Source organism: Paenibacillus sp. GM2, from assembly GCF_900069005.2.
GTDB lineage: Bacteria > Bacillota > Bacilli > Paenibacillales > Paenibacillaceae > Fontibacillus.
Genome location: NZ_LN831279.1, coordinates 1,920,649 through 1,937,098, shown reverse-complemented (window position 1 = coordinate 1,937,098; position 16,450 = coordinate 1,920,649). Strand labels below are relative to the sequence as shown.

Here is a 16,450-nt window from a genome sequence, read left to right as displayed (position 1 = left end):
TTAAAGCACCGATATAGTATATAGAAGAATTAGTAGAGAATGTAGTATAATTTGCTAACCTGAGGTGGCGATCCTATGACAAACAATCTCCTTGCTGAGATCCGCCGGCGTTGTATTGAGAATGGCATGCAGCCAACCGATGTCCCTTCTCCATTAACAAAGGCGACTGAAGAACATTTACAGCAGCAACAGAGGCTATATGCCGACATCCTAGAGGTTACGGAGATTTTTGGAGAGAACACCATTAAGCTGTTGAATGGGCAGATGGTACTATTTCTCGTTACGGACGACAAAGGTCTCGTTATTGATTCCTTCGGGGATCGGATCATGAAGGAAAATCTATCGCAGCTCAACATTAAAGAAGGCAGTTTGCTCATTGAGCGGGAAGTGGGAATTTGCGCCACGCTGATCGCCCTGGACAAGAAGATTCCTTTCCAGACAGTAGGGACGGATCATTTCCATCTTGCTTTACACGATTCTGCTTGTCATAGTGTTCCCTTTTCTTTCCCGGACGGTTATGGAGGACAAGGGGTGCTGGAAGGTACAATCTCTTTGATGACCAGTGTCGTTGAATTTAGCAACTATCCGCTTGCCATGCTGGTTAATATGGTAGAGTCCATGGCGAGAGAGTTGATCCTGAGAAGAACGAATCAGCGTCAATTGGATTTGCACCATTTAATGGTCAATAATCTGGACACAGGGATTCTCTTGGTAGATCACAAGGGACTTATTGTGGATTATAACAAGGTCGCGCACAATATGATTCCGGACTTCATCGCGGTGGGGCGGTCGTCCCTGCACATCGCTGAGCTGGGCCCTTATTTTCGGGAAGCGATTACGAATGGCCTGCCGCAGCGGGACTTTGAGATCCACTACAATGACAAAGGAGTACATACGATTTGTCTCGTGGATATCATTCCTATTTTTGAAAAGGGAAATATTGAAGGCGCATATGCTCAGTTTCGCGATATCACGGAACGTTATTATTTAGAGCAGCAGGTAATTGTGAGTGAAAAGCTCTCGGCGATTGGCAAGCTGGCAGCGGGTCTGGCGCATGAGATACGTAATCCGTTGACTACGATTATGGGCTTTGTGCAAATCACCCGTTCACGGCCGCTGGACCCTGTGACTACACGATATCTGGGTTATGTTCATGAGGAATTGGAGCGTGTCAAGAATCTCGTCTCCGATTTCGTTACGATGTCCAAGCCCTCCGTCCCGATTATTAAACCGATTGAAATCAACACTTTTCTGGATAGCGTGCTTCGATTTATGGAAGGGCATGCCGCTTTGCATGATATAAGCTTTGCTCGCGACTACTGTACCGTGGACGAGGAGATTTTGCTGGCTGATGCTGCTCAGATCAAGCAGGTGTTGATTAATATTTTGCAAAACGCCGTTGAAGCTTCTGAACCCAAGGATATCGTCACTTTGAAAACAAGGAAGCTGGGCAATAGTCTGGTAATCACGGTCTCTGACAATGGCATCGGGATCAGTCCGGAAAATCTGACCAAAATTCAAAATCCTTTCTTTACAACGAAAGATAATGGAACGGGCCTCGGGTTATCTGTTTCTTATCGTATTATTAATAATCACAACGGAGAAATTACCATCGATTCAAGACCGGGTATAGGTACGGATTTTAATATTCATTTACCTTTGACATGCGACGACCTAGACGACATAAAGGAGTGTTCAATGTGAAAAGTGTTGTGCAAATCTTAGTTGAGTCCCTCGTAAACCTTGGTGTTTCACATGCATTTGGAATTCCGGGAAAATCGATTGCCCCACTGGTATTGGAATTTGGCAACCAGGATATTGAGTTTATTTTGGGAAGACACGAGAGTGGATCCGGCTTCGCTGCCGGAGGTTATGCTCTTACGAATAACAATTTGGGCGTTGTCGTAGCCACCTCTGGGCCAGGAGGCACCAACCTTGTTACAGCCGCAGCGCATGCCAAAATGAACTGTCTGCCGGTGCTCTTTATAACCGGGCATCAGTCCGCTGCTGAAATGGGAATCCCGCAATGTCAGGATTCTTCGCAATTTGGGATTGACTTGGCGGAAATTATGAAGCCTGTTACTCTGTTTAGCACGATGGTGACGCGGGCCGATACGTTTCCTGCGATTCTGACATATGCTCTACGAGAGGCCTTGACCGGAAGAAAAGGACCCGTGCATCTGTGCATTCCTTTTGATGTTATGATCTCACCCGTAAGTGAACCACATATACATTTACCGTCCAGAGGGACCGATTTTATGGCCACCAATCTGACAGAGGTGGTTCAACGGCTGAAGAGTGCTCGCAAGCCTGTTATTCTTGCCGGCAAAGGAGTAGTACTCTCGGGCGCACAAGAGGCGCTCGCCGGGTTCGCCGAGAGATTCCAGCTCCCTATCGTCACAACTCCGGGTGGCAAGGGAAGCACTCATTCATCACATCCCCTGTATGATGGACCTTTGGGTCTGGGCGGACATCGAAGAGCCATGGATTTGCTGGAATCAGGAGTTGACTTGCTCCTGGTGATGGGTTCGCGGTTAAGTGATACGGCTTTGGCTGGTCTGGACCGCTCTCATTATCCTCAGCAGATAATCCAGTTTGATATAACACCTGAATTTATGGGCGGCATTGTTCCAGCTGAATATATGCCTGTGCTGGGCGATTTACGAACCACTCTGGAAGAGATTTTACGTTTACATCCACAAGAAGAACCCATTCCTGTACATACAGCTACACCTGCACCTTATCATGATCCACTTCCTATTCTGGAATTTCTGTCTGTTGCTGAGGTCTGCCAGGCCGTTAGTGATATTATTCCGGAGAATACCACGATCTTTGCCGATGACGGTGCTCATGGCTATCACGCTGTTCGCTGGCTGGATCTTAAGCCCGGTGTGAAGTTCTTCTTCGATTCTTATTTCGCCTCAATGGCTAATGCAATCGGAATGTCCATTGGCGCTAAGTTCGCCGACCGGGAACGGAACGTTATCTGTCTGACAGGGGACGGCTGTTTATTTATGCTAGGCTCTGAGATTTCCACTTGTGTAGCGGAGCAGCTTCCGGTTATATTTATCGTCATCAATAATGGGCAATTAGATATGGCCTTAAAAGGGATGCAGCAGTTTACCGGACGGACGGATGGAACGATCTTTAAGCAGCCCCTTGATGTGGCCGCTTACGCCGCTTCGATGGGGGCAAATAGTGCAAAGTGTTCGACGATTGACGAGTTTAAGCAGGCCCTCAAACAGGCGCTAGCCTTGAACCAACCATACGTCATCGATGTGATCGTGGATAAAGAAGAGATCCCCTCTTCATTAGCACGGGAAATGAAGCTCGGTTAAATCATTCCGATGACATATCAGGATGATCTAATCGAAATACAAGGAGGGTGAACAGCGGTGCTGAGCGAGAACCTCAAGAACAGACTAGGGCAATTGGTCTGTGAACATCAGTTTGAACATGCGCTGGATTATTTACAGGCTTCCGTACGCCAAGGCATTCGATGGTCCAAGAAGGAAATAGAGAACTACAGAGAAGCGGGCGCCTCCCGCATTGGGGGGGATCCGGATTTGCCGGTGGGTGTGGAATGGCCGCTCGATTCGGAGGGAACGCCGATGACGTTTCTCGCTCAACTGCGTTTGAGTGAATTAGCGGCTCAGGAGGAGTCTTCGCTGCTTCCTAAGGAAGGGATGCTTTATTTCTTTGTGGGCGTGGATGAGCCTGCCTACAATATTGAACATAAGGTGTTATATTTGCGAGATGAGGAGCTAGAGGAGGCTCATCGTCGGCTGGCTCCTGAACAAACATCGCTGGAGGAGCAATTCAAGGGTTATCGGGTGGAAGCCAGATCCACGATGGAGCCACCGAATTATGGTTATGTGGATTACGAGCTGGTGGAGGATGAGGAGCATGATTACGAGCAATATGAGGACTTATGCTTTGAGCTGACGGAAGCGAACTCGAACGATCTTGCCGTTATGTTTGGATATCCTGCGACCCAGCACGGGGATTGTGAATATGAGGCGGCGCTGCAAATGCTGACGGGTGCGGAGTACAATTATTCCGTACAGGATGCGATGAAGCAAATCGCCGCTCACTTGAAAGGCGATGCGCACAAGGCAGAGCAGGAGGTTCGGGATACGCTTCTGCTTCTTGCCCTGGACTCGGATCAAGAGGTTGGGTTCTGTTGGTGGGACGCTGGGGAACTGCAATTTTTCATTCGCAAGCAGGACCTATTGGCAGGGAATTTCTCACATACTTATTGCTCTTTATATTCGAGTTAATGTTTTACTATAATTTGTAATTGTGATACGATATGAGGCAGGAGATGTACGAGAGGAGCATGAATTATAATGGCAGGTACCCTTTAATGGTTCCATAATTGAATGGCTTTGCGGATTCCCTTTGCAGGAAGGGATCAATTGTCCATTTCTAATTAGACCATTATAGGATCGCTGAATTCATGTGCTATAAACGCACCGAGCGAATACCAATTTATGGTGTTCGCTTTTTTGGTTGGTGCGCATTCATCTCCTATAGTACGTTGTTTGGCGTTCCCGCAAGGAGATGCTAATCATGACAAAATTAATGAACAAAATTGCCATTGTTACTGGCGCTAGCCGGATAAATGGTATTGGTACGGCAATTTGTAGAGAATTGGCCCAACAAGGCGCTGATATATTCTTTACGCACTGGTCCAGGTATGACCGGAAAATGGATTATTTTATCGAAGAGGATATGGATTGGCCACGGCAGCTGATGGAGGAGATCCGCGAGCTTGGGGTAAGGTGTGAATCGATGAAAGTAGATCTCACGCTCCCCGATGCCCCCAAGCTCCTGCTTGATGAAGTTCATAAGAGATTAGGCTCGCCATCCATTCTTGTAAATAATGCAACCCATTCGGTAGATGTAGATTTTCGTTCGATCACAGCGGATATCCTTGATGCTCATTATGCGATGAATGTGAGAGGAGCTTGTCTGCTAATGGTAGAGTTTGCGCGACAAATCGAAGGGAAGCATGGGGGCCGAATTATTAATATGGTGTCAGGTCAGGACAAGTCGCCTGAGCCAGGCAATTTGGCTTATGTAGCGACCAAGGGAGCTGTCTCTACCTTCACTAAGTCCGTTGCTATTGAACTGGCGCCGCTTAAAATTACGGTGAATGCTGTAGATCCCGGACCCACAAACAGTGGATGGATGTCTCGTGAATTGAAGGAACACTTATTGCCCAGATTTCCTATGGGTCGCCTCGGTGAACCGAGAGATGCCGCGAAGCTTATCGCATTTCTGGCGAGTGAGGAAGCGGAGTGGATTACGGGACAAATCATTCACTCCGACGGGGGCTTCTGGTAATGTAACGTACTTTGCAATAACAGATAAAGACAAAGAGAGGAATGTTCCTTGGCAGATGCTATGCCAAATAACGGTATGAAGAAGAATCATGTAGTGATATTGCTAATTCTATTTATAGTCGCTTTGTCCGCTTTGCGTATTTTGTGGATGGAGGTGTCTCCCCAGCGGGCGCGTGTTTCGATTCAGAATGGTCAGTTGGATTTACATGATTGGGACGCAGAGGACGGTAAAATCCTGTTGCTGGATGGAAAGTGGGAATTCTATCCTTCACAATGGCTGATACATGGGAAGCTGCTCCAAATACCAAACGGGAGTCCCCTTAGATTTATTGATGTCCCCGGAGGCTGGAATAAAGCGCTGGATTCCGAGGAGCCAACCCCCTATGGCTACGGTTCTTATCGTTTGCGCATTCATGTAGATCCGACGGAGGACATGAACTATGGTATTCGCATACCAAGTGTACGCACGGCCTCCGAGTTATACGTCAATGGCCGATTGCTGGCCAGGTCCGGGCAGATCGGGGAGACAAAGGATAAATATACAGCCAAGAACCTCCCTTATTCCTCTACATTTGCGGCGGATGAGAAGGGCGAGATCGATCTGGTCATTCAGGCGGCTAACTATGTGGATAGCCGAAGCAGCGGGATTATTCGTTCCATCAAATTCGGTTCGGAAGCCGCTATTACCCGAGAGATGAAGCTGTCCATTTCAATGCAGTTTCTAGCAGTCATTATCTTTTTGATGCATTCCATTTATGCCCTTCTGTTGTACCTGCTTGGCAACAAAGAGAAGCGTCTGCTTTATTTTTCATTGTTGACCTTGTGTATCACCTTTTCAAATGTGCTAAGCAATGATGAGAAGCTGTTCCATCAACTCTTTTATATGGGCGCGGGCTGGGATTTTCGGCTCTCTAATGTCTCATTAATGATCGGCGTCTATGCTTTGTTGGAGTGTACGAACCACCGCATGCTGCGATATTGGCGCAGGATATACCCGTTATATAAGGGATTAATCTTAGGTACGGCGGTCATTACGTTGTTTCTTGCACCGAATCAGGTGATTATGCTCTTCCCGCTATATTTTCTGTTAGGGATTACTGGAGCGGCGATTGCATTGGTAGCTATCTTCAAGCTAGTCAGCAAGGATATCAAGAGCAACCTGCTGCTGTTATCTTCGATTCTGGCACTGGTTCATCATGTCCTCTGGTCATTATTCTGGCGAGATAGCGGTATGAGCTATGTTCATTATCCATTTGATCTGATTATTGCAATGGGGTGCCTTGCTTCGGTCTGGTTTAAAGACTATTTCAGAATGCATGCCAATACCAAGGAGCTTGCCGCCACCTTGCAAAGAATGAACGACCATAAGGATCAATTTTTAGCCAATACATCACATGAATTTAAAAATCCGCTGCATAGTATTTTGAACATGTCGCAATCGGTATTAAAGAGGGAACGTCATCTGCTGCAGGAGAGAAGCATCAAAGAGCTTGAAACGGTTCTCACTGTAGGGCGGCGCCTCAGCCTGATATTAAATGATTTAATTGACGTGATGAGCTTACGGGAAGGCAATCCGCGTCTGTATAAAAAGGCCATCCGCCTGCAACCGGTCATTACTGGAGTCATGGATATGCTGCAATTTAATGCCGAAGTAAAATCCGTTCAATTTGTCAATCAGGTTGCGGAGGATTTTCCGCCAGTCCTTGCGGATGAGAATCGGGTCGTGCAAATCGTCTTTAATCTACTGCATAATGCGGTGAAATACACCAATGAAGGAACGGTATCGATTAAAGCCACTATCCAGGATGGCAGAGCCAATATCGAGATTGCCGACACCGGAATGGGGATGGATGAGGACATGCTCAAGCGTCTATTTCATCCCTATGAACAAGCAGCCGCGAATGACACGATGATTGAAGGCGGTTTTGGATTGGGCCTGAGTATCAGCAAGCAGCTGGTTGAACAGCATGGAGGTCGTCTCAAAGTATCGTCTATCCTCGGACGAGGATCCCAATTCTCCTTTTCGCTGCAGCTTGCGTCTGATGATGCCGAGATAGAGAATGAAATCTATACGATTTCGGACTCTTATGCCCAGCTGACAACCGGTCATATGCCTGCACTGCATCAAGTCTCAGCCAGTCTGGAGAAAGAGGAGCCGACTCCGATAGCAAAGACCTCGATGGCGAACCCAACCGCTTCCGCTGAAATCAGCCGCGAGCGACCGGTCATACTCGTTGTGGATGATGATCCCGTCAACCTGCAGGTACTCGAAGCCATTTTGCCGTACGAGGAGTATGATACGACGATGGTCACAAGCGGCAAGGAAGCGCTGGCAGTCCTGGACGCCAAGGAGTGGGATCTGGTTGTCTCGGATATTATGATGCCGCAGATGTCCGGTTATGAGCTGACACGAATCATTCGCGAGCGGTTTACCCTGACCGAGCTTCCTGTCCTGCTTCTTACGGCACGGAGCCAACCGAAGGACATTCAATGCGGTTTCCTCGCCGGGGCCAATGACTACGTGACCAAGCCGGTGGAAGCTATCGAGATCAGATCCCGGATCGAGGCACTCGTCACGATAAAACAAAGCGTCCAGGAGCAGTTGCGGTTAGAAGCAGCCTGGCTGCAAGCGCAAATTCAGCCTCACTTCTTATTTAATGCATTGAACGCTATCGCGGCTCTAAGTGATGTTAATCTGGATAAGATGCGTGATTTGCTGGATCAGTTCAGCCACTTCTTAAGGCATAAGTTCAGCTTTCATCATATGGATGGGCTTGTACCGATCGAGGAGGAGCTTAGTCTGGTACGCTCTTATCTATATATTGAGAAGGTCCGGTTTGATGAACGGCTAGAGGTGATATGGGAGGTTGATGAGTGTGAACGATTGAGAGTCCCGTTTCTATCCATCCAGCCTTTAGTCGAAAATGCGATACGACATGGCATCATGAAGCGCACCCGCGGAGGAAAGCTGATCATTCGGATTGCTGTCTATGAGTCACATACCGAGGTTACCGTCGAAGACGACGGAATTGGCATGGATGAGGTTCAATTGCAGCGAGTACTGGAGAGAAGAGCGGATCGCAGTTCGGGAGTTGGCCTGATCAATACGGATCAGCGCTTAAAACGGCATTTCGGTTCGGGTCTTCATATTGAAAGCGTGTTGGGCGCAGGCACCAAAGTTACTTATTATGTATATGACAGTTGAGTTGTATGTGAACTACGGCGGATTGTAAATATCTATGGATTTTATAGGGGGCCAGCGGCAATGCAAAATGTGGTGGATCGGCGTCTATTCAACCAGCTTATTGCTGGCGGGAAGCGGGATAAGCCCGAGCAGGTTGTAAGACATCTGGGTGCTATGCAGGCACAGGATTATCATCAGGCTTTATGGGCGATTGGATTGCGCATGCAATCCGGTACCGTTGCGGACGTCGAGCAAAACATGGCCGACCATAAAATCGTATTGACCTGGATGATGCGGGGTACGCTGCATTTTGTGCCTGCGGAAGATGTAAAGTGGATGTTGGAGCTGTTGGCTTCGCGTACCCTGGCGCAGGATCATCGAAGGCTGGAGCAATTGGAGCTGAATCAGGAGATTATTCAACATGCCAGCACAATAATCTATGATGCGCTGCACGGGAACAAGCGGCAATCTCGGCCCGAGCTTATGCAATTGCTGGAGGAGGATGGGATCAGTACGAAAAACCAGCGCGGGTATCACCTGTTATGGTATATCGCCCAATCTGGTTTGATCTGTCACGGGCCAAAGGAAGGGAAGCTTCAAACTTTTGTATTGCTGGATGAGTGGGCGCCGAATGCCCAAAAACGATCTATGGATGAAGCGATAGGTATCCTGGCTGAACGTTATTTTACCGGGCACGGTCCAGCTACGGTCCAGGATTTTGCCTGGTGGGCCGGTATCACGCTCTCCCATGCCCGACAGGGGATTGAAGCGGCAAAATCCCGCCTAGTTTCGGAGAAAATAAACGGCCACGAATACTGGTGGGGCGAGCCTGTTCTGGTCGGGTCAAGGGATGCTGAACCGGGTGTTTATCTGCTTCCGGGATATGACGAGTATCAGCTTGGCTATAAGGATCGCAGTGCGGTTTTAAAAGCTGAATTCGCCTCCCGTACGATCCCCGGTAACAACGGAGTATTTATGCCAACCATCGTCATCGATGGTCAAATCGTGGGTATATGGAAACGAGCTATCAAGAATAAAGGGATAGATATCGAATTTGATTTATTTATTCCATTGGCAGATAGAGCAGAGGAGATCACTATGGCCGCAGAGCGCTATTGTGCATTTATGAATCTTCCTTTAGCTTTGACATCTTTTAAGGAATAACAGCCGGCCTTGAATGGAGCATTGGACTCACCGCTGACAGCAGCAGAATTCTGGCAGAAAAACGGACAGGTATAAGAGGAGTTGCTGGGGGAAGCATAGAATATTATTTAGCAAGTGATTCCAAACCGTTCGATTACTAGAGGCTAAGGAGCGTGCGTCATATGCAAGAAAATTTATCCAATGAAGAGTCTGCATTGATCATGCAAAGTATTCAGCATTTCTTGCTAAAATTACGAGGAGAGCTTGAAGATCCTTCCGATAAGGAATTTCTCCATCATCAGATTAAAGTTGCGCAATCAGTATTCGAGAAGGTTCTTGATTTACGATTATCCGATGATGGCACGACGGTCAGCAGTGCCGGGGAAGTCCCTGTTAAGGATATGGCTTTCAAAGCCAATTACACGTACCATGGCCGCGATAAAAATACCAGAACAGGAAGTATAGTCGTTCAAGTAAGCCATAAGGCGTATGTGAAGCAAGCGGTTAAAGATCAACTTCACAAAGAACGCGGCTGGGAACCGGGATGGATATTTGTAGGTACGATTCAACCCGTAGACGACAATGAAGCCAAATAAAGCCTGGGGATAGCCGTTAATTAATCTGATTTGCTTTTTATTTTGCGGAAAAATGATAAAGCTGGCCAATAGGCCAGCTTTTTTGTTGGGCGTAGAGGGGTTGCTATTCGATTTTCCCTTCGTACACAAGCTCATGCAGCGGGCGGCGGCTGTTGGGCACTTCACGCTGCTGAACGGCTTCGGGCAGTAAGGATTTATCCCCATGGTATCCAAGAGCGATAAGGGCATGAATCTCGAAGCTTTCCGGGATATTCAGCATTTGTCTGGCTTTATTGCGATCGATGCCTCCCAGGGCGTGAGTAACCATACCCAGCATGGTCGCCTGAATCGCCATCGAAGCCCAGGCCGCACCCGCATCGAAGGCATGAGCGCCGTTTGGATCGCCATTGTCTCTTTGTGTATCGGAAGCAACCACAATCAGAACCGGGGCGGTCGATACCCAGGTTAAATTGAATTCATTGATGAATTGATGGAATACGCTGCGCTGCTCCTCCGTTTTGGCGAAGATAAAGCGCCATGGCTGATCATTAAAAGAAGAGGGTGCCCAGTGTGCGGCATCCAACACCGTATATAGATCTTGATCGCTCACTTCACGAGTTGAAAAAGCGCGCGTTGACCAGCGATTCAGAAAGAGAGGGCTGACCGGATACTCGGAGACGCGTGTAGCCTGCACCTCCGCTGAAATTTCATTAATGATGGTTTGTACATTGCTCATCTGAATATCTCCTTCCAAAGGTAATTTACTTTTCCAGTATATGTGACTTACTTAAGCTTATCAAATTACCTTTCGAACTCTATCGGTTTTGCAAAGCAAAAACATAGTACGAAAAAAATATTTTCGTATAAAATGAACTTTTATTACCTTAATGGCCTCTTATCCATGAAAAGGGGAGTGAGCATGAAAGTGAATCATCTTGTCAAACAAGCCCAAAAAGGCAATAAGGAGGCCTTATTACAACTCATCCTGGCCGATAAGGACGCTTATTATCGCCTTGCCTATGCCTACATGGGGAACGAGCATGACGCGATGGATGCAATGGAAGATATGATTGTGACCCTGTATGAAAAGATCGATCAGTTGAAGAAAAGGGAAGCCTTTTACAGCTGGAGTAAAACCATCCTCGTGAATCGCTGCAAAACATTACTTCGTAAACAGAATCGATTTGTTCCACTAGAGGATGATAAGGGACCCTTATTTGCTGCATTAACAGACGATAATCCCTATCGTGATACCGAGTCCGAGATGAATATGCAGGTATTGCTATCCCATCTTAATGCACAGCAGCGTGAAGCGATTGAGCTTCGTTATGTGCATGACCTACCGTATCAGACGATTGCGGATATAACCGGCGCACCGCTTGGAACTATTAAATCGAGAATCTCGCAAGGAATTCAAAAGCTGGAGATTGTGATCGGAGGTGGATCGTTATGAGAACGGTCGATAAGAAATTCGAGGAATACAAACAGAATCAGTTACAAGCTCCATCAGATCTGGAGGGGAGACTTCGCAATGCATTGCAGCAAGTTCCCGTAAAACAAAGAAAAGTAAATAAAACGGTGGTATGGATTTCTTCAGCTGTGGCAGCGCTAATTTTAGTGGTCGGAGCTTATGAGTATCCTGCCCTGGCTTATTATTTTAACAAAGTTAGCTTAAACTCTCTTAGCTTTGCCGAGGTGATGGAGCAGGGATATGGTCAAAAGGTGGATAAAAGCCTAACGCTTAATGATGGCACTGTTCTTACCATTAATGGACTGATTGCGGACGATAATGTATTTCGCATGTATTATACGATCGACCGACCGGCAGGAACTGAATATACTGACGAAGATTTCTTACGTTATAGCTTTGTTCGGGTGCAAGGGTTCCTGACTCAGTCCAAGTCGCTTGGCGGAGGCGGGTCTCCCGGTAAAGACAAGAGCCAGTTCATCGGGGAAAGTGAATTCGAACCCGTGAGCCCGTTTGCTCGAACGTTAACCCTTGTATTTAACGAGTGGCTGGACAATGGGGAGAAGGTATCCTATTCCCTCTCCTTCGATTTTGAGGCAAATAAGGCGATGAAGAGTATGATTAAAGAAAAGCTGTCCGAATCCATTGCGGTTGATAAAGGCACGATTCACTATGACTATATTACGGCTTCGCCTACCTCGACTATTGTTAAAGGGCATTATGATCTTGAAGAGTATCCGAGGTTTTCTGGAGAAACCAAGCTTTATGTGAATGGAATAGAGGTTGGGAGGACGAGGGCAGAGGCGCATAATCCCGACTTTTCGCTTCAATTTGATCCGTTTCCTACGGACCAGATTCAATCCCTTGAGCTTGTACTTGAAAATTTTGAAGGGTACCATAAAATCAATCAGCCCATCTCGCTGACCTCGCCATCCGATCGATCTATGAAGGTGGGGGATGAGAAGCTGTGGATTCGGAGCGTCGCTAAGACCAAAACAGGTTATGATATCGTTATTGCCAGAAGACAGTTTACTTTCCTGGATACGGACAGTTTAGCCATCCAAGCGGGGGGAAAGACAGTGCCTGTAGCATCAATCTCCGCGGAACGTCCCTGGAACCTGAATAACGGCAATATTCTGTGGGAGCAGACGTATTCATTTGACACGGAGGATAAACCGGAATCACTCATTTGCGACGGATATCAATATATAAAAACCTACAATAAGAAAATCTCGATCCCAGTAGATCGCAGAAAATGACATGTATATAGATAAATAAAGATATGAAAATAGGAATCACATGCTTGCGCCGTATGGCATATGTTGTCCCCCACGGGTATGCGTTATAATCAAAGCGAACGATGAGAATTAAGCATAAAGATGTCGGTATGGTGAATAGATGATCCAACCGCATCAAAAGCCGATTATACGGTGCAGCCGTGGGGGAGCTGTTGGACAGAACGGCGGAAATGATAAATGCACAAGAGATAGAGGGAAGCTAACATGAACAAAACCGAACGGCAACTTGCCATTACGCTTGAACTGCAACGGAGTAACGTGGTCAGGGCGGAGGATCTGGCGGCTCAATTTGAGACGAGCGTGCGGACGATATATCGTGATATTCAAGCGCTTAGCGAAGCCGGTGTCCCGATCATCGGAGCTCCCGGGCAGGGATATTCTCTAATGGAAGGGTACTTTTTGCCACCTGTTGGTTTTACGGCGCAAGAGTCTGTAGCCCTGCTGATGGGAGCGGATTTTGTCGAGCAGAAGCTGGATGGCGAATACGTCAGTGCTGCCAAGGCGGCCAGGCGCAAGATCGAAGCGGTTCTGCCAGAGCAGGTGCGCGGCGAATCAGAGCGTGTACGGGAAGCGATGCGCCTTCTTCGTGTTGGAGAATCGGTAATGGGGCGGAAGGAGAAGAATTATCTTGGACAAGTACGACGCGCAATTCTGGAACATCGCAAATTAAGTTTTACGTACCTGAAAAAGATATCAGCTTCAGACGGTAAACGTGAAAGCAGGCGAGAGGTTGATCCATACGGACTGGTGTTTGTTCAGGGAAACTGGATGCTGATTGCATACTGTGATCTACGACAGGATATCCGCCATTTCCGGTTGTCGCGGATGACCGAGCTTACGGTGTCGGATGAGCGCTTTTCCATGCTGCCCGGGTTTGATCTGAGCCGTTACCGCCAGCCGGACGACCGCAATTTGTGGATACTGGTTCGGGTGAATTCTGATATTGCCGACAAAATTGTTGAGACCGGGAATTATTATATGGAAGCGATGGAGACGGAGCAGGATTATCTTCTGGTCACCTTTCGCGTTAGACATCCCGAAGAGCTGCTGCCTTATATTCTCGGCTGGGGTGGTGATGTCGAGGTTCTGGAGCCAGCAACGCTTCGGAACAGGATCCGGAAAGAGGCCGAAAAAATACTAAAACGCTACTGACATACAGATGTCAGCAGCGTTTTTTTATATTGGATATATATCTGAGATTGATGAGGAGTTGTTTACTTGATGAAAAGTACAAAGGAAGCATTACAGGAATTTGAAGCAGCCGTAGAGCGATATTTATCCGAACTGGACAACCTTGAATGGGAGCAGCTGCTTCAAAAAACGAATGAAGAGGAATGGTCCATCGGCCAAATGTACCTGCATTTGATTCAATCGGCGCAATTTATGCATTTACAACATGTCGAGCAATGTTTGGCTGAAGGGAATGACACCTTGGCCCCCGAGGATGAAAAAACGGAGCAAGGCAGAAGCATATTCGAGCAAGGAGGCTTTCCGCCGATTCGGATCCGGGTTCCGGCTTCGCCGCAATATACCCCGCAGCAGCCGGTAAGCAAGGCACAATTGAGGGAAGGGTTATCCGGTGTAGTAGAAAGGATGAGACGAACGGAACCCGCTTTGAGTCAGGCATCGCAAGAGCACAAAATCGCTCATCCCAGATTCGGTGCGTTAACCGCCATAGAGTGGTTCTTACTGGTTGAAATGCATTATCGCCATCACTTCTTGCAGTTGGAACGTTTGAAAAAGGAGCTTTGAACGAATCATGTCCGGTTTGTAAGTTTATTAACCATGTTAACTATGTAGTCAACCCTTTTATAATGAAAAGGGCAAATCTGGCCTGAAATACAGGGGAACCACCAAAGGATGAAAAATCCTGCAGGGTGGTTCTTTTTTTCTTGCGCATCCTATGCCAGAATTACAGAAGGGGGCGATGAAGAGTGTTCCAGGATTTCAAGCTCGTTGACGACCGTCCGGTCGCGATACAAGTGAAAGAATACGTCAAACGTTTAATTATAAAAGGGGCGCTTCAGGCGGATCAGAAGCTGCCTTCTACAAGAGAAATGAGCGAATTGCTCAAAGTGAGCCGCAATACAGTCATTGCCGCCTATGAAGGGCTGGAGGATGACGGATATACGTATGCTCTTCCCGGGAAGGGCAGCTATGTAGCAGCAATGGTAACGAGACTGGCCGGAGACCACGGTGATTCTGCTGCTTCCTCCGCCTGGCAGATTGACTGGAAGGGGAGAATGAACGAATATGCCGGGGCAGCGGTCGAACTGGATATGATGAAGCAAGGCATCCGCGCCCAGAAAGGGACGATCTCGTTCACCAGCATCGCTCCGGATGAGCATTTATTCGATCTCGGAGATGTGAAGCGAGCTTTTATGGATCGGATGGCTATCGAAGGGCAGGTGCTGCTGAACTACGGTTACGCCAAAGGGTATAAGCCACTGATCGATTATCTGATGCGTTATATGGAGAATAAAGGCGTCGATATCAGCGGCAAGGATATGTTGATTACAAGCGGTTTTACCGAGGGCTTCGACATTGTCCTGTCTGCACTGCGTCCTTCCGGACGCCGCGGAGCAGCGATTTGCGAAAATCCGACCCATCATACCGCCATCAAAAATTTGAAGCTGCAGGGGTTTGAGATTACCGGCATTCCGATGGAACGGGACGGTATTGATGTGGAACAGCTTGAGCAGGAGCTGCAAAAGCAGACGAACTGCTATGATCTGGCATATCTGACGCCTTCCTATCACAATCCAACCGGGATCGTGATGTCGGCAGCCAAGCGCAGTGCTGTTGTAAAGTTAATGATGCGTTATCAGATTCCGGTGATTGAGGATGGATTTAATGAGGAGCTGCGCTACTCAGGAGCGCATATCGCACCGATTATTGCGACAGCAGGGCAAGGGAATGGCGTGATCTATATCGGCAGCTTCTCCAAGGTGCTGTTCCCGGGCTTGCGGGTTGGTTGGGTGCTTGCCGACCGGGCGCTGATTGACAATCTGGAGAGCATTAAGCGAGCGCGTACGATTCATACATCAACGATCGATCAATCGATCCTGTATCAATATTTGCTGAACGGGAATTTCGATAAATATGTCAAAAAAGCCCGAACGGAATATAAGCGCAAATACGAGCTGACGAAGGCCTGCTGTGAAGCATATCTTCCTGAGGCGCAGCTGTCTGGCGACGGAGGCTTGCATTTGTTCCTTACCTTCCCGGCAAGCGTAGACACGCACGAATTGCTGGAAGCCTGTACGGCGCAGGGGGTTATTTTTACACCGGGAGACCGATTTTTTATCGCAGAGGACGAAGGAACAAATACGTTGCGGCTTGGATTCTCACGAGTCTCGGATGAGCATATCGCGCTGGGGATTCAGATTATCGGCGAGCAGGTTCGAGACCTTCTTAAGGCATAACGATAACTA

The 16,450-nt window shown here is 47.7% G+C and carries 12 protein-coding genes and 1 pseudogene; 12 read left to right on the top strand and 1 reads right to left on the bottom strand.

All coding sequences use genetic code 11. The annotated features are described in order from the left end of the window. Positions 1 to 75: 75 nt before the first annotated feature. The 7 genes from BN1360_RS18475 (at position 76) to BN1360_RS18445 (ending at position 10,271) form a co-directional block, all read left to right on the top strand. Positions 76 to 1,704, top strand: a complete 1,629-nt coding sequence (locus tag BN1360_RS18475) for an ATP-binding protein (RefSeq protein WP_068781310.1) — start codon at positions 76 to 78, stop codon at positions 1,702 to 1,704. Beyond that, positions 1,701 to 3,338, top strand: a complete 1,638-nt coding sequence (locus BN1360_RS18470) for a thiamine pyrophosphate-binding protein (protein WP_068781309.1) — start codon at positions 1,701 to 1,703, stop codon at positions 3,336 to 3,338. The genes BN1360_RS18475 and BN1360_RS18470 overlap by 4 nt, the downstream gene beginning before the upstream one ends. A 57-nt stretch (positions 3,339 to 3,395) precedes the next feature. Beyond that, positions 3,396 to 4,280, top strand: coding sequence for a YwqG family protein (locus BN1360_RS18465; protein WP_068781308.1), 885 nt, complete (start codon positions 3,396 to 3,398; stop codon positions 4,278 to 4,280). Between the two features lie 292 nt (positions 4,281 to 4,572). Then, on the top strand, positions 4,573 to 5,349 hold the full coding sequence (locus BN1360_RS18460; RefSeq protein ID WP_068781307.1) for an SDR family oxidoreductase: 777 nt from the start codon (positions 4,573 to 4,575) through the stop codon (positions 5,347 to 5,349). Between the two features lie 75 nt (positions 5,350 to 5,424). After that, positions 5,425 to 8,553, top strand: a complete 3,129-nt coding sequence (locus BN1360_RS18455; protein ID WP_082790135.1) for a hybrid sensor histidine kinase/response regulator — start codon at positions 5,425 to 5,427, stop codon at positions 8,551 to 8,553. Positions 8,554 to 8,613: 60 nt separating this feature from the next. Beyond that, entirely contained in the window at positions 8,614 to 9,696 is a 1,083-nt protein-coding gene (locus tag BN1360_RS18450) for a winged helix DNA-binding domain-containing protein (RefSeq protein ID WP_068781306.1), read from the top strand. A gap of 161 nt (positions 9,697 to 9,857) precedes the next feature. Next, a complete protein-coding gene (locus BN1360_RS18445) occupies positions 9,858 to 10,271 on the top strand; it encodes a hypothetical protein (RefSeq protein ID WP_068781305.1) in 414 nt (137 codons plus the stop codon). A 103-nt stretch (positions 10,272 to 10,374) separates the two neighbouring features. On the opposite strand, the gene BN1360_RS18440 is transcribed toward BN1360_RS18445, so the two are convergent. After that, positions 10,375 to 10,986, bottom strand: coding sequence for a nitroreductase family protein (locus BN1360_RS18440; protein ID WP_068781304.1), 612 nt, complete (start codon positions 10,984 to 10,986; stop codon positions 10,375 to 10,377). A gap of 183 nt (positions 10,987 to 11,169) precedes the next feature. Between BN1360_RS18440 and BN1360_RS18435 the strand changes: the two are divergent. From BN1360_RS18435 to BN1360_RS18415, 5 genes and pseudogenes are all read left to right on the top strand, one after another. Beyond that, positions 11,170 to 11,716 (top strand): annotated as a pseudogene (locus BN1360_RS18435) (sigma-70 family RNA polymerase sigma factor). Beyond that, on the top strand, positions 11,700 to 12,977 hold the full coding sequence (locus tag BN1360_RS18430; RefSeq protein WP_068781303.1) for a DUF4179 domain-containing protein: 1,278 nt from the start codon (positions 11,700 to 11,702) through the stop codon (positions 12,975 to 12,977). Before BN1360_RS18435 ends, BN1360_RS18430 begins: the two are co-directional and overlap by 17 nt. Before the next feature lie 243 nt (positions 12,978 to 13,220). Further along, the gene (locus tag BN1360_RS18425; protein ID WP_068781302.1) at positions 13,221 to 14,168 is read left to right on the top strand and encodes a helix-turn-helix transcriptional regulator; all 948 of its coding nucleotides are present in this window, start codon (positions 13,221 to 13,223) and stop codon (positions 14,166 to 14,168) included. 69 nt (positions 14,169 to 14,237) lie between these two features. Continuing rightward, complete coding sequence (locus BN1360_RS18420; RefSeq protein ID WP_068781301.1) at positions 14,238 to 14,768, top strand: DinB family protein; 531 nt, start codon at positions 14,238 to 14,240, stop codon at positions 14,766 to 14,768. Positions 14,769 to 14,950: 182 nt separating this feature from the next. Next, positions 14,951 to 16,441 (top strand): aminotransferase-like domain-containing protein, encoded by a 1,491-nt coding sequence (locus BN1360_RS18415; RefSeq protein WP_068781300.1) that lies wholly within the window; start codon positions 14,951 to 14,953, stop codon positions 16,439 to 16,441. Positions 16,442 to 16,450: the final 9 nt, after the last annotated feature.

Coding starts and splice junctions, on each gene's coding strand:
- BN1360_RS18475 (WP_068781310.1), top strand. CDS start 76: ATGACAAACAATCTCCTTGCTGAGATCCGCCGGCGTTGTATTGAGAAT.
- BN1360_RS18460 (WP_068781307.1), top strand. CDS start 4,573: ATGACAAAATTAATGAACAAAATTGCCATTGTTACTGGCGCTAGCCGG.
- BN1360_RS18455 (WP_082790135.1), top strand. CDS start 5,425: ATGAAGAAGAATCATGTAGTGATATTGCTAATTCTATTTATAGTCGCT.
- BN1360_RS18450 (WP_068781306.1), top strand. CDS start 8,614: ATGCAAAATGTGGTGGATCGGCGTCTATTCAACCAGCTTATTGCTGGC.
- BN1360_RS18445 (WP_068781305.1), top strand. CDS start 9,858: ATGCAAGAAAATTTATCCAATGAAGAGTCTGCATTGATCATGCAAAGT.
- BN1360_RS18440 (WP_068781304.1), bottom strand. CDS start 10,986: ATGAGCAATGTACAAACCATCATTAATGAAATTTCAGCGGAGGTGCAG.
- BN1360_RS18430 (WP_068781303.1), top strand. CDS start 11,700: ATGAGAACGGTCGATAAGAAATTCGAGGAATACAAACAGAATCAGTTA.
- BN1360_RS18425 (WP_068781302.1), top strand. CDS start 13,221: ATGAACAAAACCGAACGGCAACTTGCCATTACGCTTGAACTGCAACGG.
- BN1360_RS18420 (WP_068781301.1), top strand. CDS start 14,238: ATGAAAAGTACAAAGGAAGCATTACAGGAATTTGAAGCAGCCGTAGAG.